17 protein-coding genes, 1 tRNA gene and 1 riboswitch are annotated in these 16415 nt (G+C 62.7%); of the genes, 6 read left to right on the top strand and 12 right to left on the bottom strand.

Translation table 11 applies throughout. From position 1 onward, the window contains the following. The first annotated feature begins 279 nt into the window (after positions 1-279). A tRNA-Ser gene (locus AC1Q80_RS18560) sits at positions 280-369 on the top strand. Positions 370-549: 180 nt separating this feature from the next. On the opposite strand, the gene AC1Q80_RS18555 is transcribed toward AC1Q80_RS18560, so the two are convergent. The 3 genes from AC1Q80_RS18555 to AC1Q80_RS18545 all read right to left on the bottom strand — a co-directional run bounded on the left by AC1Q80_RS18555 (position 550) and on the right by AC1Q80_RS18545 (position 3255). Then, positions 550-1047, bottom strand: coding sequence for a hypothetical protein (locus AC1Q80_RS18555; RefSeq protein ID WP_173418299.1), 498 nt, complete (start codon positions 1045-1047; stop codon positions 550-552). 89 nt (positions 1048-1136) lie between these two features. Next, the gene (locus tag AC1Q80_RS18550; protein ID WP_492361417.1) at positions 1137-2294 is read right to left on the bottom strand and encodes a DUF937 domain-containing protein; all 1158 of its coding nucleotides are present in this window, start codon (positions 2292-2294) and stop codon (positions 1137-1139) included. Between the two features lie 448 nt (positions 2295-2742). Further along, entirely contained in the window at positions 2743-3255 is a 513-nt protein-coding gene (locus tag AC1Q80_RS18545) for a hypothetical protein (protein ID WP_173418297.1), read from the bottom strand. Positions 3256-3523: 268 nt separating this feature from the next. Between AC1Q80_RS18545 and AC1Q80_RS18540 the strand changes: the two genes are divergently transcribed. Further along, positions 3524-3685, top strand: coding sequence for a hypothetical protein (locus tag AC1Q80_RS18540; protein ID WP_171986807.1), 162 nt, complete (start codon positions 3524-3526; stop codon positions 3683-3685). A 179-nt stretch (positions 3686-3864) separates the two neighbouring features. Here AC1Q80_RS18540 and AC1Q80_RS18535 read toward each other — a convergent pair whose 3' ends face one another. The 6 genes from AC1Q80_RS18535 to AC1Q80_RS18510 form a co-directional block, all read right to left on the bottom strand. Continuing rightward, positions 3865-5172, bottom strand: a complete 1308-nt coding sequence (locus AC1Q80_RS18535; protein ID WP_492361416.1) for an amidase — start codon at positions 5170-5172, stop codon at positions 3865-3867. Positions 5173-5335: 163 nt separating this feature from the next. Beyond that, positions 5336-6142, bottom strand: a complete 807-nt coding sequence (locus tag AC1Q80_RS18530; RefSeq protein ID WP_492361415.1) for a class I SAM-dependent methyltransferase — start codon at positions 6140-6142, stop codon at positions 5336-5338. Further along, on the bottom strand, positions 6139-6588 hold the full coding sequence (locus tag AC1Q80_RS18525) for a pseudoazurin (protein ID WP_492361414.1): 450 nt from the start codon (positions 6586-6588) through the stop codon (positions 6139-6141). Before AC1Q80_RS18525 ends, AC1Q80_RS18530 begins: the two co-directional genes overlap by 4 nt. Next, positions 6578-7393: an ABC transporter ATP-binding protein gene (locus AC1Q80_RS18520; protein WP_492361413.1), complete on the bottom strand. Its 816-nt coding sequence runs from the start codon at positions 7391-7393 to the stop codon at positions 6578-6580. Before AC1Q80_RS18520 ends, AC1Q80_RS18525 begins: the two co-directional genes overlap by 11 nt. Continuing rightward, entirely contained in the window at positions 7390-8418 is a 1029-nt protein-coding gene (locus AC1Q80_RS18515; RefSeq protein WP_492361412.1) for a FecCD family ABC transporter permease, read from the bottom strand. The genes AC1Q80_RS18520 and AC1Q80_RS18515 overlap by 4 nt, the downstream gene beginning before the upstream one ends. Further along, positions 8415-9404: an ABC transporter substrate-binding protein gene (locus AC1Q80_RS18510; protein ID WP_492361507.1), complete on the bottom strand. Its 990-nt coding sequence runs from the start codon at positions 9402-9404 to the stop codon at positions 8415-8417. The genes AC1Q80_RS18515 and AC1Q80_RS18510 overlap by 4 nt, the downstream gene beginning before the upstream one ends. A gap of 232 nt (positions 9405-9636) precedes the next feature. Then, positions 9637-9881: riboswitch (cobalamin riboswitch) on the bottom strand. Positions 9882-10099: 218 nt separating this feature from the next. On the opposite strand from AC1Q80_RS18510, the gene AC1Q80_RS18505 reads away from it, so the two are divergent. The 3 genes from AC1Q80_RS18505 to AC1Q80_RS18495 all read left to right on the top strand — a co-directional run bounded on the left by AC1Q80_RS18505 (position 10100) and on the right by AC1Q80_RS18495 (position 14403). Beyond that, positions 10100-11662 carry an alkaline phosphatase D family protein gene (locus AC1Q80_RS18505; protein WP_492361411.1) on the top strand — a complete coding sequence of 521 codons (1563 nt, stop codon included), beginning with the start codon at positions 10100-10102 and terminating at the stop codon, positions 11660-11662. A 201-nt stretch (positions 11663-11863) separates the two neighbouring features. Next, the gene (typA, locus tag AC1Q80_RS18500) at positions 11864-13690 is read left to right on the top strand and encodes a translational GTPase TypA (protein WP_173418289.1); all 1827 of its coding nucleotides are present in this window, start codon (positions 11864-11866) and stop codon (positions 13688-13690) included. A 206-nt stretch (positions 13691-13896) separates the two neighbouring features. Continuing rightward, on the top strand, positions 13897-14403 hold the full coding sequence (locus AC1Q80_RS18495) for a GNAT family N-acetyltransferase (protein ID WP_173418288.1): 507 nt from the start codon (positions 13897-13899) through the stop codon (positions 14401-14403). Positions 14404-14455: 52 nt separating this feature from the next. Here AC1Q80_RS18495 and AC1Q80_RS18490 read toward each other — a convergent pair whose 3' ends face one another. Then, the gene (locus AC1Q80_RS18490) at positions 14456-15058 is read right to left on the bottom strand and encodes a hypothetical protein (RefSeq protein WP_492361410.1); all 603 of its coding nucleotides are present in this window, start codon (positions 15056-15058) and stop codon (positions 14456-14458) included. Between the two features lie 158 nt (positions 15059-15216). Between AC1Q80_RS18490 and ppa the strand changes: the two genes are divergently transcribed. After that, positions 15217-15753, top strand: a complete 537-nt coding sequence (gene ppa, locus AC1Q80_RS18485) for an inorganic diphosphatase (protein WP_077500789.1) — start codon at positions 15217-15219, stop codon at positions 15751-15753. A 9-nt stretch (positions 15754-15762) separates the two neighbouring features. Here the strand turns inward: ppa and AC1Q80_RS18480 are convergent, their stop codons facing one another. Both AC1Q80_RS18480 and AC1Q80_RS18475 read right to left on the bottom strand, forming a co-directional pair. Then, a complete protein-coding gene (locus AC1Q80_RS18480) occupies positions 15763-16080 on the bottom strand; it encodes a DUF167 domain-containing protein (protein ID WP_492361409.1) in 318 nt (105 codons plus the stop codon). Positions 16081-16084: 4 nt separating this feature from the next. Then, positions 16085-16378, bottom strand: coding sequence for a YggT family protein (locus AC1Q80_RS18475; RefSeq protein WP_025425107.1), 294 nt, complete (start codon positions 16376-16378; stop codon positions 16085-16087). Between the last annotated feature and the right edge of the window lie 37 nt (positions 16379-16415).

The following is a 16415-nucleotide window of genomic DNA, read 5'->3' as shown; positions in this document are numbered from 1 at the left end:
TCTTTACCCCCAGGGGGCAAGGCCGTCTTTTTGTCAGTCGACATTTTGAGCAGGATTTTCGGGATCATTCCCGAGGCCCTGCCGGTGAATGGGCGCAAATCACACCCGCTGCGGTGAGGGCAAGCCACACCACTTCCATTGCGCGAATTAAGGGAAACGCTCCCTTCTGTCAAGAAGAAGCCACGCGCCACATTGGATAATCTTCAGCGAGGCACTTGCCAGCACCCGAATCTGCCGCTATGAACCCGACCGCGCCGAACAAGCGCCGACCGACTATGCGGAGAGGTGGCAGAGTGGTCGAATGCACCGCACTCGAAATGCGGCATACCTGCAAGGGTATCGTGGGTTCAAATCCCACCCTCTCCGCCATCGGGACTTCGATCCTGCCTTAGCCCAAATTTTTTCCGGCTCGCCAGAGCTAACTCAGGCGACGGCTGGCTGTTGGCCGCATTGATGTTCAAGCGCGGTTCCGAACGGAAGCGCGAACGTTCGATTTCCTTGTTTCGGCCTGTGCGGACGGAAACCCGCTTCGCGCTTCCTGAACGGACGTCAGGCGACTTTCAGTGCCGTTGATATTTCCGACAGGGTCGCCTTCTCCGCGTCGCTCACCGCCACGCCTCCGAAGCCGAGGAAACCGCCTTCCTTCGCCGCTTCGGCGACCCGTTGGCTGATCTGGTAGAGCCATGCGGTGAAAGCGGCGGCATCGCCGGGGGCTTTGGCCTCGACGGTCGTGCGGGCCAGTTGCAACGTTTCGATGCACCGGGCCTTCATCTCCTCGGGCTTGGCGCCTTTCAGTTTTGTCTGCAGGCCGTCGCGGGCCGTGGTTCGACCTTGCGAGGTCTCGAAATCGGCGACCAGTGCCTTGACCAGCGGATTTGCCGCGGCGTCGGTCTTTGCCTGCAGCAGTGCGCTGCTGTTGGCGAGGCCTTCCTTCAGCATGCCCCAGAGGCCGCTCGGTTCCGCTGCGGTCACGGCTATGCCCGCCATCATCACGCTCTCCAGAAGCAGCGTCCATTCGTCCGGGGTGAATGTCGATTTGTCAGCCATGGCTGAGCCTCCATCGTTCGATGTCTTGAGAAGGACAGGGATTGCCGGTGCCCCGAGGGGGCGCCGGCTTCGCGCGGTTGCTTGCGTGGTCAGGCCGAAAGAGCTGCGAGCTTCGTCTTCAGCCCGTCGATCGTGGGTTTCAGGATGTCCGAAACGCCGGGAATGGCGAGCACCTTGTCGAACAGGCCATTGAGCGTCGACATCATCGGGGTGACGAGGGCGCCAAGTGCCGCCTTCTGCTCGGCCGAGAGCTGCCCGGCCACGCCGGTGACCTTGTCGAGCCCGGTCGAGACGTCCTCGAGCTTCGGAAGGGCGGCGGTCGCGGACGCGGCGTCGGTAACGCCTGTCAGCGTCGTCTGCAGGTTGGCCAAGCCGTCCCGCACCTGCTGGCCGACATCGATGCCGCCCACGGTCAGGTTCGGCTCAGGCGTAGCGGCCTGCGGCGTGACCTGCTCGGGTGTCGCCGCCTGAGGCACGACCTTTTCGCCAGGCCGGCCGAAGAGGTAGAAAAGCAGGCCCGCCAGCACAAGCGCCGCGATCACCCAATAGAGCCAGTTGCGCGACGAGGCCGGAGCCGCGGCCGCTGCCGCGCGTTGGCTGGTGGCGCTTGCCGCGGCGGCCGAGGCGGTGGCGCTGCGGGCAGCCTGGTTGGCCGCTTGGGTGGCGGAGGCGGCAGCGGACTGCGCCGATGCGCCAAGCGAGCCGAGTGAACCGAGTAGGCCCGTGCCTCCAAGCATCTCCCGGACGCCCGCCGGCAACGCGGCGGCGATGTTGTCCTTCTGGCTGGCGAGCAACCCGGCAATGCCGTTGGCGCTGAGGTCCCCGCCGCTTTGCCGGGCGAGACCGCCCATGACGAGGGGGGCAAGTGTTGCAAGCAGCGAGCCGCTCGCTCTTTGATCAATGCCGGAAGCGCCGCCGATGGCGTTTGCAAGCGCACTGCCGTCCTTGGCACCAAACAGCGATGAAATGATCTGTGATCCGCTCTGGGCCAGCGATGTCTGGTCGCCGCCTGCGAGCATTCCCATGAGATTGTCGAGCGATCCGCCTTGCTGCTTGGCGGTATCGGCGATTTTTTGCGCGCCGCCCGGTTGGGAGGCTACGCCGGTCAGTCCGGCGAGCACAGCCGGCACGGCAGCGACGACAGCGCCCTGCACCTTGCTGCTATCGAGGCCGAGTGCGGCGGCGATGCGTGCGATCATGTCAGGGGTAAGCATCTGCGCGATGTAGGAAACAAGATTGCTGGCCATTGGCTTTTCCTCCACGTTGATGTCGTCGAAAAACGACTCTGCACATCGAGCGGGGCTCGACGGCGCGGCAATTGGCTGCAAGCAATTCGCGTTTATGTGATTATCGACTGCGAGATTTGTTTGCCAGGAACCCTAGGCGCCAAAATATTAGCACCTGTGGATGTATTGCGCCAGTTCTTGGCAACCTTTGGAAACAGAGGACCGCCGCCAATGCGAAAGGGCGCCTGCATTGCTTCGCCGCTACTGCCTGTCCGCCTCTTTTCTCAGAGGTCCGCCACAGAACGATGCTCCGGAACATTTGCAACCGGTTTTGGCGGGGCGTCATTTGCTCCCCTCTGCCTATCGACGACATATTTCAACGCACAGACAGCTGCGCCGGGCTCACCCGAGGTTCAACGACCGGTAATAAACGCGTGCCAGATCCCGGCGCCAGGCCTCGATGTCCAGGTCAGTCTTCATGCGTGCGCAGCCATGCCTCCAGTCCGGCAATCACCGCGAGCCTCAGGCTTGCGTTTTTGGCAAGGGCCCGGGCGAGGGATTGCCCGTCGGACAAAAAGCCCATCTCACCCATGACGTCGTCGGGCTTCAGCCGGCGTTTCGCCATGATCGCCTTGATGCGCGTGATCGTGGAAGGAAGCAGATAACGGCCACTGGCGATGGGGGCTCCTGCCGGGAGCGGGGGAAGAGAAGCAGTGTCGGCGACCGGCGATTGAGAGGCCGTGGGCAGCACGCCTGATATCGTCAGCCATGTGAGGAAGCCCTCGCGCTCGCCGGGTGTCGCCTTTGCCCACGAATTCTTCAGTTTCTCCAGGCGGGTGCGCTGCGGCTTCAGGCCGGCAATGACAAGCGCCTTGCGCAAGGAGGAGATCCTGCCCGCCAATACGTCGCCGTAGATGTCGGGAAATTCCGCCTTCAATCGCTGCTCGTAATGGGCGTTATCGCGCTTCGGCTTCTTCGACATTTTCAGTTCCGACGTTCATCTCCCGCGTCCTCTAGCGCGCCGCGGGGGGCAAGGGCGAGCAAAAAAGGCGATACCCCGTGTCGCGTAGGGCAGCTTGCCTGCTTCTGAGAGGCTGTGAGTGCCTGAAACAGAGGCGATTGGGCGGAAATGCGCGAAGTCGCCGAGCAGCGCGTGAGGCACCGGTTGGTTCGTCCAGCTTTGCACAAGTCGACCCCCATACCATCGCGCCAAGAGCCGGGATGTGACACGGCGAACAAAGGACAATGATATGTCAAACGATGTCGAGCACTATGCCGATCCGCAGGATGCGGCTGTTGCCCTCTTCCTCACCAACAATGACGGCGAAGAGCTGACCAATGTGCTGGTTGCAGCGCTCGAAGATGCGTTCCGCATCCTTCGCGATGAGGTTTCCGGCGAAACGATGCACTGAGGCGAGGCGAAAACCTTCGCTCGTCACCAAAGCTCCACCGCTGCACTCAGTCGGTGGAGGCTGTCCGCAAACGGTCGCAACCAGAAGAGGTTCGTCGGCTACATGTCAGGCGGATACCGCAAGAGCGGCCTCATGTCGGCCGCCCCAACCGTTGCACTCTTGCCTTGACTCTGGCCGCCTCAGTTGCCCTGCAACAGCGTTTCCACCGAGGCAGCAGTCGCCAGCAGCGTCCTGTCCGTTCCATTCCTGCCCACCAGCATCAGCCCTGCAGGGCGGGTCAGTCCCGGCATCGGTAGCGTTATGGCAGTGAGGTCGAACTGGTTTGCGACCTGGCAGTTGCGCAAGAGCAGGCCTTCGACGCGATCATATTCCGTCTCATTCGTCTCCACCGAGGCGATCGACACTGCGGCGATCGGCGTCGTCGGCAAGACGATTAGGTCGTAGGCTGAAAGCCGTTCGTCCATGGCGCGTGCCAAACCTGCTCTCGTTTCCAGCAGCGCATCGAGTGCGGCCTGCGGTGTCAGCAAACGGCGCCGGAGCGTCAACGAAACCCTGGTATCGACGGGTGCCGCCTCATCCGAAAGCCAGTCGGCATGCACACGGCTTGCCTCGAGGCCAGCGATCGAGCCGATCGCGGTTGCTTGCCGCAAGCGGTCGATCAGATCGTCGATGCTGCATTCGACAAGGTCGGCCCCAGCGGCAGCGAGGCGGTCGAGGCTGGCCTCGAAGGCCGCGGCAATCGCGGTGGAGAGGTCGGCCAGAAGCTGGCCGCGCGGCACGCCGATGCGCAGGCCGGCCACCGGTCGGGCTACAAGCGTTGTCGCCGTTTCGCCGGCCATAATGGCATCGGCCGCTGCACAATCGGCAACGCTGTAAGCCAGTGGGCCGATCGAATCGAGGCTGGGGGCAAGCGGGAATGCGCCGTCAAGGGAGACGCGGCTGGCGGTCGGCTTGAAGCCGACAAGCCCGTTCAACGCCGCCGGGATACGCACGGAGCCGCCGGTGTCGGAGCCGATAGCGATGTCGCAGGTGCCTTCGGCGGCTGCAACCGCAGCACCCGAGGACGAGCCGCCGGGGATCAGGCTTTCATCGGTCGCGTTGCCGGGCACCGGATAATGGGGGTTGAGGCCGACCGCGGTGAAGGCGAATTCGGTCATATGGGTCTTGCCGACGATCACGGCGCCGGCGGCACGTAATCTCTTGACGATGACGGCGTCCTGTTGCGGCACGGCTGCCGTGCGCTTGATGATCGAGCCGGCGAGCGTCGGTTCATCGGCGATGTCGAAGAGATCCTTAATCGAAACGATCCTGCCGTCGAGCGGGCCAAGGGTGGCGCCGATCTGGCGGCGGCGATCGGCGGCATCGGCCTCGGCGCGGGCACTTTCGGCGTAGAGTTTGACATAGGTCTTCTCGTTATCCCGGCGGGCATCGAGCCTCGCCAGGATTTGTTCGAGATGGTCGCGTACGGGAGTTGTCGATTGGGACACGATGAGGAACCTGCCGGTATCTGACGTCGCCGGGCGGCGAGTTGATTCTTTTCGTCCGGTCCACGGCGCAAGATTGGCCGTCAGCCAAGACGGCAATCTTCATAGCAGGGCTTTCGGCAAATGCCATGCGGTTGCTGGCGTGCTGCCCGTGCAACCCGGCCATTCAGCCGGGCTTGTACGCGCAGACAATGAACCGGCGATAGACGAAGGTGCGCAGGCGGTTGCGCAGGTTTGCGGTTTTACGCTGTGCGGCCGCGATCGGCTGATGGGATGCGTGCTCGATGGTCTGGAAGCCGGCCGATTTCATCATCGGCATCAAGGTTTCGACCGTCAGGCCGTCGCCGAAGGGCAGGTTCTGCATGATCGTTGCATGGCGATCGCTGAGCGCACCGTCGTAGTGATTGTCGGGACCGATCACCCGATCGATCTGGCGGATCGCAAAGGTCGCCAAGCGCCCAACCGCGGTCGGCTTCGCCCAGTCGCCGTCAAAAACCAGCAGCTTGCCGCCGGGCTTCAGCAAGCGGAACCATTCGCCAAGCGTCGCCTGCGGCTCGGTCAACGTCCAGACCAGATGGCGGCAGACGATGGCGTCATAGCGCTCGTCCGGCTCCATGGTGTTTTCCGCATCGGCAAGCAGGAAGCGCAGGCGTGGTTTGCCCGCGTGCTTTTTCCGGGCGACGGCAAGCATCGCCTCGGAGAAATCGAGCGCCGTGACGTCGTGGCCGAGGTCGTGGATCAGCCGCGTCACCTCGCCGGTGCCGCAGGCGAGTTCGAGCACGCGCAGCGGCTCATCCCCGAGAAAGGCGCGCACCGGTTGCTGCCAGGCGGCAAATTCCGGACCCGGCGGGATGCGATGGCCGAAGGCGAGGTCGAAGGTTTCGGAACGCTTCGACCAGTAGTCGCGGATCTCATCCTTGAGGTCGAAATTTCTTCGAAGGTCGGGTCCGGTTGCCTCAGCCGCTGGGTTCATTGCGCTGCCTTGGCCTGGTCCATGCGGGCGAAGATCGCGTCGAAACGGCCGCGCGCGCGGCCGGGGACTTCGGCCTTGCGGAAGGCTTCGGTCAGTTCGACCTCGCCGACCTTGATCAGCATCACCATGCCCATGGCGAAATGCGGCGAGCACTTGATGCCGTAGAAGCCCGTCGTGTCGAAGGTGACCTCAATCTCCTCGTTGATCTGGCCCTTGAAGCCGGCGTAGCCGTCAGGGACCATGCCCTCGATCGAGGCGGCGTTGTGGCTCTTATGCCCGACCCGAAACTTGATGCTGTCGCCGGGCTTCAGCTCGACATAGTCGGGCTCGAACACCATCGAGCCATTTTCGCCGCGATTGAGCATCCTGACCTCGATGGTTTCGGCGAAGGCCGGAGCGGCAGCAAGCCCGAAGGCAATAAGGACGGCGGCGAGTTTAACGCGCATTGTCATGTCTCTTCATCGTGTCGGATATCAAATGCAGTTTTGGTCGCGGGCGCCGGTAGCGCACAAAGCACGAGCCGTCCTCGTCGTGCTCGACCGTCGCGGCGACCCCGAAGACCGTGAAGATGCGGTCTTCCGTCAGGATCTCCGTCGGGGTGCCGAGGGCCACGATGCGGCCGCGATCCATGACGGCGATGCGGTCGCAGAAGACGGCGGCGTGGTTGAGATCGTGCAGGGCGGCCACGACCGTCAGCGGCTGCCCACGCACGAGCTCGAGCAGACCGATCTGGTGGTGAATGTCGAGGTGATTGGTCGGCTCGTCGAGCAGCAGGATCTGTGGCTGTTGCGCGAGAGCCCGGGCGATGTGCAATCGCTGGCGTTCGCCGCCGGAGAGTGTGTGCCACATGCGGCCGGCAAAATCGCTCATGCCCACATGCGCAAGCGCGCGGTCGACGATATCGGTATCGCTGATCGACCAGGGCGAAAGCGCGCCGAGATGCGGGGTGCGGCCAAGCTCGACCGCCTGGCGGGCGGTGATGCGTTCGGTGGTTTCCGCCTGCTGTTCGACCAGCGCGATGCGTTGAGCAATGTCTCGTGGCGTCGTCTTGGCAAACGGCCGCCCTTCGAGGCTGACACTGCCGGATTTCGGCGGGCGGATGCCGGCGAGCAGCGAGATCAGGCTGGTCTTGCCGGATCCGTTCGGACCGATGATCCCGAGGAATTCTCCGGGCATCACCTCGAGATCGACGGCATCGACGATCACGCGGCCGCCGGCCGACCAGGAGACGGTTTCGGCCTTGAGGCTCATGACGCGGCCCTGCCGCGACTGAGGATGAGGGCGAAGGCCGGCGCGCCGACGAGGGCCGTGATTACGCCGATCGGCAGCACCTGGCCGGGAATGATGACCCTCGACAAGATGTCGGCGGCTATCATGAAGATCGCTCCAGTGAGCGCTGCTGCCGGCAACAGCAGGCCGTGGCGCACGCCGACAAGGAAGCGCGCGGCATGCGGGATGACGAGGCCGACGAAGCCGATGGAGCCGACGATGCTGACCATGACCGCCGTCATCAGCGCGGTTGCCGAAATCAGGATGATGTAGACCCGCTTGACCGGGATGCCGAGCGAGGCGGCCGATTCGGCGCCGAAGGTGAAGGCGTCGAGCGCGCGGGCGTGCCAGAGGCAGACAAGCAGGCCGCCAATGGCCACCGGCAGCGCCAGCGCCGCATCCGGCCAGCGTACGCCCGAGAGGTTGCCGAGCAGCCAGAACATGATGCCGCGGGCCTGCTCGGCATTGGCTGATTTGGTGACGATGAAGGAGGTGAGCGCGTTGAAGAGCTGCGAGCCGGCAACGCCGGCCAGAATGATGGCGCCGGTGCCGCGGCCGGCTCGGAGCGCCAGGAGAGATACGAGCGCGAAGGCGAACGCCGCGCCGAAGAAGGCGCCGAGCGACAGCGTCAGCATACCTGCGCCGATGCCGAGAATGGCGACGGCGACGGCACCAGTCGATGCGCCGGCGGAGATGCCGAGGATATAGGGATCGGCCAGGGAATTGCGCAGCAGCGCCTGCAGGACGACGCCGCAGAGCGAAAGTGCCGCGCCGCAGCAGGCGGCCACGACAGCGCGGCTGAGGCGATAGTTCCAGACGATGCCCTCGTCGATCGCATCGAGCGGGTAGCCGGCGCCCCAAAGACGGTTGGCGACGGTTTTTCCCACGACGTCGAGAGGGATGGCGGTCTCGCCGATGGCGGCACCAAGGGCGAGCGCCAGGAAAAGCAGTGCGAGCGCCGTCGAAACGGCGCCCGCGCGGTTGATCGCTGGAGGTGTTGACCTCACTTCGCCAGGCCGGCTTTTTCGACCGCGTCGGCCAGCACCTCGATGCCCTCGATCGTGCGGATCGTCGGGTTCATCGCCTGTGCGTCCATGACGACGATATGGTCGGCCTTGACCGCCGGCATCAGGCTGATGACCGGGTCGGACTTCAGGAACTTCATCTTCAGCTCCCAGTCGTCGGCCGGGAAGCGGCGGCGATCCATTTTGCCGATGACAACGATCTTCGGATCGGCCTTGGCGATGGTCTCCCAGCCGATGGTCGGCCACTCCTCTTCGGTGGACACGACATTCTTGATGCCGAGCGCAGACATGATGTAGCCGGGCGCGCCGTTGGTGCCGGCGACATAGGGATCGATGTCCATTTCGGCGCTGGAGAACCAGAAGACGGCCGACAGCTTGCCGTCGGCATTGGCGATCTTGCTGCGGGCAGCTTCTTCGCGGGCCTTCAGCTTGGCGACCAGGGCCTGCCCACGATCCTGCACATCGAAGATTTCGGCGAGCTCAGTGATCTCCTGGTAGATCAGGTCCATCGAAAAGGCATTGTGGCGTACGCCGTCGCCACCGGCGGAATTGTCCTTGGCGGCGCAATCGGCCGGCGAGACATAGACGGGGATCGACAGTTCGGCGAATTGCTTCGGCGTTGCGACAATGCCCTCCGGCCCGACATGCCACTGGAACTGCGCGGTCACCAGATCCGGCTTGGTGGCAACGACGCTTTCGAAGCTCGGGTCGTTATCGGCAAGCCGCGGCACCTTGGCGTTGACGTCCTCGTAGCCGTCGATAACAGGGCCGATCCACACGGCTGTGCCGACGACCTTGTCCGCGAGGCCGAGAAGATAAAGAATTTCCGTGGTGCTCTGACCGATAGAGGCGGTGCGCGTCGGCGCCGCCTTAAAGGTAACCTCCTGGCCGCAATTCTTTAAGGTCAGGGGGTAGCTCGTCGCGGCCGCAAGAGCGGTCGTGGGAGCGACGGTCAAAAGCAGGGACACGGAAACGGCAAGGGATGGGCAATAGCGCCCGACGGCATTGAAAATGGCTTTCAAGGGAATTCTCTCTTCTCGTGAGCTTGCGAAGGGTCAGCCGAAGCGGCGACAGCCGGCCGGTCGGATTTCGGGAGACAAACGATCGCAAACGTCGAGAAGAACGGGAAAAGAGGGCGCAAAGCCGCCGGGTATGCGGATCATGGACAACTCCTGTTCCGGGCAACCCCGCCCGTGACGTTGGATCTTCTGCTTGACGGCAGGTCTCCTGGCTCGCGGATCAAGCGCCTTCCACCTGCCTTCCCGCAACGCGTCTGACGCGATCGCAGTGGCATGGCGCGCTGTCGCGCCACTTGGGTGTCCGGCATTCCGCTTACAGTTGCGGGGGCAGCCACGGTCTCGGTCCCTATTGGGTCGTCCTCACCGTGTTCCCTATTAATCCCCGTTAGAGTCATCCTTCGGGGAACCGTCGGCGCTACCCTTAGTGTTCCAGCCGGCGTTACGTCAAGACGAGAGGTTGTCGAAATGGCGCCGCCGTGAAGGTGCCGGGGCGGCTTACCGTTAAGCGCTGCAAGGCAGACTTTCACCGAATTGTCGCGAAACCGTTCAAATTGTTTCATGCCTCTGTCAACGCGCTGACATGCGGGCAGCCAAAGGTCCGACACGCGAAATTCGCTTTCGCGAGGCTCGAACCGGAGGCTTGTTTGGCCGAAATCCTCACCACGCTGTCCCGTCGTTCCTTTCTTTTATCCGCCGGTGCCGCCGGCCTTGTCGCGTCCTCCGGTCTTGCGACACCGTTCTATGCCCGCGGTTACGGCCGGCCGGAATTCATCCATGGTGTCCAGTCGGGGGATGTCGACACACGCTCCGGCATGGTGTGGACGCGGGTCGACCGGCCGTCGCGGGTAAGCCTGGAGTACTCGACGACCGAAAGCTTTTCCAATCCGGTTCGTCTCGCCGATCTCACCGCGACACCGCAGACGGATTGCGCGGTGAAGTGTTCGCTCGACGATCTCCTGCCCGACCAGGACATCTTCTACCGCTTCACCGCGACCGATCTCTACGACGTCAACCGGGTGTCCGAGCCGGTGATCGGCCGGTTTCGCACAGCACCCTTGCGCAAGCGCTCGATCCGCTTCGTCTGGTCCGGCGACACGGCCGGCCAGGGCTGGGGCATCGACGACGTCGGCATGAAGACCTATTCGACGATGCGTCTGCACGAGCCGGATTTCTTCATCCATTCCGGCGACACGATCTATGCCGACAACCCCATTCCCGACGAGATACCCTTGCGCGACGGTGGCATCTGGAAGAACCGGGTGGTGACGCATGAGAAGCGCGACGTGGCGCGAACGCTCGAAGAATATCGTGGCCAGTGGAAGTACAATCTTCTCGACAGCCATGTGCGTGACCTCAACGCCGTCTGCCCGACCTTTTATCAATGGGACGACCACGAGGTTTTGAACAATTGGTCGGCGTCGACGGACCTCAGAGACGATCCGCGCTACCAGGAAAAAGACGTGGCCGTCTATGCGGCCCGCGCCGGCCGGGCGTTCAACGAGATGACGCCGATCCGCAACGTCCCGACCCAGCCCGGCCGCATCTTCCGCAAGATCGCATACGGTCCGCTGCTCGATGTCTTCTTCGTCGATCTCCGCTCCTACCGCGGCCCCAACCAGGGGGAGGGGGATGGCGGCCTGTTCGGCTGGCGCCAGGCGGACTGGCTGAAACGGGAGCTTGCCGCCTCGCGGGCCGTCTGGAAAGTGATCGCCTGCGACATGCCCATCGGCCTCGTCGTCTGGGACGACTATGCCAACCGGCGCGGCTCCGATGCCATCGCCAACGGCGACAATGGTCCGCCGACCGGACGCGAAACCGAATTCGCAGACCTGCTGCGCTTCATCAGGGACAATGCCATCGACAACCTCGTCTGGCTGACGGCGGATGTGCATTACACCGCTGCGCATCACTACGATCCGTCGCGGGCGGCCTTCAAGGATTTCCTGCCGTTCTGGGAGTTCGTCTCCGGTCCCTTGCATTCCGGAACCTATGGTCCAAAGGAGCTGGACATGACGTTCGGCCCTGATGTCCGCTTCATCAAGGCATCGGGCGGAGGCGCCGACAGCAACCTGCCGCCGTCGGCCGGCCTGCAGTTCTTCGGCATCGTCGATATCAATGGCCAGACGAAGCAGATGACCGTGCGCCTGATGGATCGGCAAGACCAGGAACTGTGGCGCGTGACGCTCGATCCGGCCGCTGTCGCATGACCGTTCTGGCTTTGACTGATCCCTTTCCAGAGCCGGTTGGCGCGACCCTTTCCGGTTGCAAACCCATGGCCTGTCGGGGCTTCGGCGCCGGTCTCTTGCGCACGCCCCCCTTTCGCAATCGCAAAAAAACCTGTATGAGCCCGACCATTGAAAAAGCGGCGTGGCCCATTGGGGCGTGCCCTAAACCTTCCGAGACGAAAAATGAGCATTCGTAACATCGCGATTATCGCGCACGTCGACCATGGGAAAACGACCCTTGTCGACGAGCTTCTGAAGCAGTCGGGCTCGTTCCGCGAAAACCAGCGCGTTGCCGAACGCGTCATGGACTCCAACGACATCGAAAAAGAGCGCGGCATCACCATTCTCGCCAAGGCGACGTCGGTCGAGTGGAAGGGCGTGCGCATCAACATCGTCGACACCCCCGGCCACGCCGACTTCGGCGGCGAAGTCGAGCGCATCCTGTCGATGGTGGACGGCGCCATCGTTCTCGTCGACGCCTCCGAAGGCCCGATGCCGCAGACGAAGTTCGTCGTCGGCAAGGCGCTGAAGGTCGGCCTGAAGCCGATCGTCGCGATCAACAAGATCGACCGCCCTGACGGACGCCACGAAGAAGTCATCAACGAAGTCTTCGACCTCTTTGCAAACCTCGACGCTTCCGACGAGCAGCTCGACTTCCCGATCCTCTACGGTTCGGGCCGCGACGGCTGGATGAACGTAGCGCCTGAAGGTCCGAAGGACCAGGGCATGGCACCGCTCCTCGACCTCGTGCTCAAGCACGTTCCCGAGCCGACGGTTGCCGAAGGCCCGTTCCGCATGATCGGCACGATCCTCGAAGCAAACCCCTTCCTCGGCCGCATCATCACCGGCCGCATCCATTCGGGTTCGCTGAAGCCGAACCAGCCGGTCCGGGTTCTCGGCCAGGACGGCAAGCTGCTTGAAACCGGCCGCATCTCGAAGATCCTCGCTTTCCGCGGCATCGAGCGCCAGCCGATCGAAGAAGCGCATGCAGGTGACATCGTCGCCATCGCCGGCCTGACCAAGGGCACAGTCGCCGACACCTTCTGCGACCCGACGGTCACCGAAGCGCTGACGGCACAGCCGATCGACCCGCCGACCGTCACCATGTCCTTCATCGTCAACGATAGCCCGCTTGCCGGCACCGAAGGCGACAAGGTCACGAGCCGCGTCATCCGCGACCGCCTGTTCAAGGAAGCTGAAGGCAACGTTGCGCTGAAGATCGAGGAATCCTCCGAGAAGGATTCGTTCTTCGTCTCCGGTCGCGGCGAATTGCAGCTCGCAGTTCTGATCGAAACCATGCGTCGTGAAGGCTTCGAACTTGCCGTTTCGCGTCCGCGCGTCGTCATGCACAAGGATGACAACGGTCAGCTGCTCGAGCCGATCGAAGAAGTGGTCATCGACGTCGACGAAGAGCATTCGGGTGTCGTCGTTCAGAAGATGTCCGAGCGCAAGGCCGAGATGGTCGAGCTGCGTCCGTCCGGCGGCAATCGCGTCCGTCTGGTGTTCTTCGCTCCGACCCGTGGCCTGATCGGCTACCAGTCGGAACTCTTGACGGATACGCGCGGCACGGCGGTCATGAACCGCCTGTTCCACGCCTACCAGCCGTACAAGGGCGAGATCGGTGGCCGCGTCAACGGCGTGCTGCTCTCCAACGATGCCGGTGAATCGGTCGCCTATGCCATGTTCAACCTGGAAGACCGCGGCCCGATGATCATCGAAGCCGGCGAAAAGGTCTATGCCGGCATGATCATCGGCATCCACACGCGCGACAACGACCTCGAAGTCAACGTGTTGAAGGGCAAGAAGCTCACCAACATGCGCGCATCGGGCAAGGACGAAGCCGTCAAGCTGACGCCGCCGATCCGCATGACGCTCGAGCGGGCGCTGTCCTGGATCCAGGACGACGAGCTGGTCGAAGTCACGCCGAAGTCGATCCGTCTTCGCAAGATGTACCTCGACTCGAACGACCGCAAGCGCTTCGAGAAGTCGCGCACGGCTGGCGCTGCTTAAGCCCTTCCGACAAAAACCAGCAATTTTCAAAACCCCGGAGCGATCCGGGGTTTTTTGCTGTGTGTGCCAGCGGGGGGCGGCTTGCGGATAAAGTTAAAAAGGCGTTAACCTTCCACAGGATGCCGTTAAAGTTGCCTGTGGGTTAACGCGACGCGGCTCCCGGGCGGGATTCCTGTTCGCCCTGTGTGTGTTTAGAGTCGTGAGTCATGAAGACTGTTTCGATCGAGGTCAGGCCTGGAGAACCGCAAGAGGCGGCGGCAATTGCCGACGTGCATCGCGTTTCATGGCTGCAGACCTATGGCGGCATCATTCCGCACCGCCCGCTGATCCAGATGGTCAATCGTCGAGACGAAGTCTGGTGGCGCAAGGCGACGCGCGGTCCGGCGACCCTGCTGGTCGTGGACGTCGCGGGAACGATTGCCGGCTATGCCACTCTCGGCCTCAGCCGCGCCAAGGCGCTGCCGCAGGAAGGCGAAATCTACGAGATCTACCTGCGTCCGGAATACCAGGGCATCGGCCTTGGACGGGTTCTGTTCGGCGAAGCCAAGAGCCTGCTGCGCTCGCTCGGCTGCCAGGGACTGGTCGTCTGGTGCCTGGAGGACAGCGATCACGCCTATCAGTTCTTCCAGGGCGCCGGCGGCAGCGATATTGCCGAAGGCATGGAAGATTTCGGTGACAAGCACCTCAAGAAGGTCGGCTTCGCCTGGAACTGACGCCGAAAGCGCAGGGCCTTGGGGGCTTTTGCGGTAGCGGCACCTTCCAACATCATTCCGGCAGTTCGTTGTTGGTTTCGGCGGCCTTGTCGCCGCGCTTGCCGTGGAATTGCGCCTTATCGACGCCGCAGCGAAATGTCGGCGCAACCTCGTCGGCGATCCTGCGGGCGATCGCGTTGGGATCAGGGTTGGCGAGCGCATCGACATAGCCGGCGACGCAGCCCTTGCCGTTATGCTTCTCGGCCACCTTGGAAATGACGAGAACCTGCCCTTCCAGCGCGGGGACCGATTCCCCGGTCTTCGGATCCGGGTTTTCGATGATCCAGCGCAGGATCGTCGCAACCGCAGCGCCGCCCTTGGCGACGCGCCATTCCACGATTGTGCCCGCGTGGTTGAAGGGGATGAAGCTCTCGAATGCCCCGTCGAGGTATTCCTTGCCGATATGGCCGAAGGAGAAGCTCTGACGAACGTCAATCTCCTTGAAGTGGACGGGATAGTCGCCGTAACCCGGGCAGGTCATCAGGGCGTACATGCCCGGCTCCTCGGCGATCGTCTTGCACTTGTCGCGGCTGACGTCGACATAGACGCTGTCATTGGCAATGGCTGATCCGGCAGACAGCAGGACCAGCAACAGGCACGCAATCTTTCCGTTCATCATGACCTCCCTTCGGCAGGATTTGTCGACCTGTCCCGGCCATTCGACCACGACAAAACCACCGGCTGAATCTGCGCTGCGGACGAAAGTTATATTGCATCGCGGCATGTTTCCCTTTATCCGACGGGCAAACGTCCCAACTGACCCTGGAGTAGTCCATGCGCATTGACGCGATTTCCATCGGAAAGAATCCACCAGAAGATGTCAACGTGATCGTTGAGGTTCCCGTCGGTGGCCATCCCATCAAGTACGAGATGGACAAGGAAGCCGGCACGCTCGTCGTCGACCGTTTCCTCTACACGCCGATGCACTATCCGGGGAACTACGGCTTCGTGCCGCACACGCTTTCCGACGACGGCGATCCGATCGACGTCCTGATCTGCAACACCCGTCCGCTCGTTCCGGGCTGCGTCATCAACGTCCGCCCGATCGGCGTGATGATGATGGAAGACAACTCCGGCAAGGACGAAAAGATCATCGCGGTTCCGTCGGGCCACCTGACGCAGCGCTACGACAAGGTGCATGAATACACCGACCTGCCGGAAATCACGCTCAAGCAGATCGAGCACTTCTTCGAGCACTACAAGGATCTGGAGCCCGGCAAGTGGGTCAAGATTTTTGGCTGGAAGGATGCCGCCGTCGCCAAGCAGCTGATCAAGGAAGCTGTCGAGCGCGCCGCGAACGAAAAGAAGTAAGCTTTCGGCTCATTTGCCGGCCAATTCGGCAAGTCGCTCTAAAACATCCTCCGGGTCGGCATCGATCCGGAGGATTTTTTTTCGCTGAGTTTCGCCTGAAATGAAGGAAATGCGGTTCTTGGCGACGCCGATTTCCTTGGCGAGAACGGCGATCAGGGCCTGGTTGGCCTTGCCCTTTTCCGGGATGGCGCGCACGCGGACCTTGAGATGGTCCTGCCCGTCGGCGCCACTCTCCACCCCGTCGATCCCGTCGCGTCCGCCGTTCGGTGTCAGCCGGACGGTGACGCGCACGTGATCGCCGTGGGCGGTAAACGCTTGGCCCGTCAATGGATCAGCGCAGCAGCGCCGGCGCGATCGTCGTGTTCAGGAACAGCTGGATGAAATAGAGGATCACCAGCACGACCAGCGGCGAAAGATCGACGCCGCCCATGTTGGGCAGGACCCGGCGGATCGGACGATAGAGCGGCTCGGTCAGCTGGTAGAGCGAGCGGCCGATCATGTTGATCGCCTGGTTGTTCACGTTGATGACGTTGAACGCGTAGAGCCAGGAAAAGATGGCGGACGCGATGATCAGAAACCACGCGATGTTGATAATAAAGTTCAAGGTGCCGATGACAGCAATCATGCCGGTCTCCAAATCGTTATTGACAGACATGTAGACA

This window comes from Ensifer sp. GW823-FHT05D09 (genome assembly GCF_058795755.1).
Note: the sequence above shows the minus strand (reverse complement) of the source record. Positions and strands in the feature narration are given on the sequence as shown.

Bases quoted from the DNA above. Each gene is read 5' to 3' on its own strand.
- typA (WP_173418289.1), top strand. From the start codon at position 11,864: ATGAGCATTCGTAACATCGCGATTATCGCGCACGTCGACCATGGGAAA.
- AC1Q80_RS18490 (WP_492361410.1), bottom strand. From the start codon at position 15,058: ATGAACGGAAAGATTGCGTGCCTGTTGCTGGTCCTGCTGTCTGCCGGA.
- AC1Q80_RS18540 (WP_171986807.1), top strand. From the start codon at position 3,524: ATGTCAAACGATGTCGAGCACTATGCCGATCCGCAGGATGCGGCTGTT.
- AC1Q80_RS18545 (WP_173418297.1), bottom strand. From the start codon at position 3,255: ATGTCGAAGAAGCCGAAGCGCGATAACGCCCATTACGAGCAGCGATTG.
- AC1Q80_RS18525 (WP_492361414.1), bottom strand. From the start codon at position 6,588: ATGCGCGTTAAACTCGCCGCCGTCCTTATTGCCTTCGGGCTTGCTGCC.
- AC1Q80_RS18555 (WP_173418299.1), bottom strand. From the start codon at position 1,047: ATGGCTGACAAATCGACATTCACCCCGGACGAATGGACGCTGCTTCTG.
- ppa (WP_077500789.1), top strand. From the start codon at position 15,217: ATGCGCATTGACGCGATTTCCATCGGAAAGAATCCACCAGAAGATGTC.
- AC1Q80_RS18475 (WP_025425107.1), bottom strand. From the start codon at position 16,378: ATGATTGCTGTCATCGGCACCTTGAACTTTATTATCAACATCGCGTGG.
- AC1Q80_RS18520 (WP_492361413.1), bottom strand. From the start codon at position 7,393: ATGAGCCTCAAGGCCGAAACCGTCTCCTGGTCGGCCGGCGGCCGCGTG.
- AC1Q80_RS18530 (WP_492361415.1), bottom strand. From the start codon at position 6,142: ATGAACCCAGCGGCTGAGGCAACCGGACCCGACCTTCGAAGAAATTTC.
- AC1Q80_RS18550 (WP_492361417.1), bottom strand. From the start codon at position 2,294: ATGGCCAGCAATCTTGTTTCCTACATCGCGCAGATGCTTACCCCTGAC.
- AC1Q80_RS18495 (WP_173418288.1), top strand. From the start codon at position 13,897: ATGAAGACTGTTTCGATCGAGGTCAGGCCTGGAGAACCGCAAGAGGCG.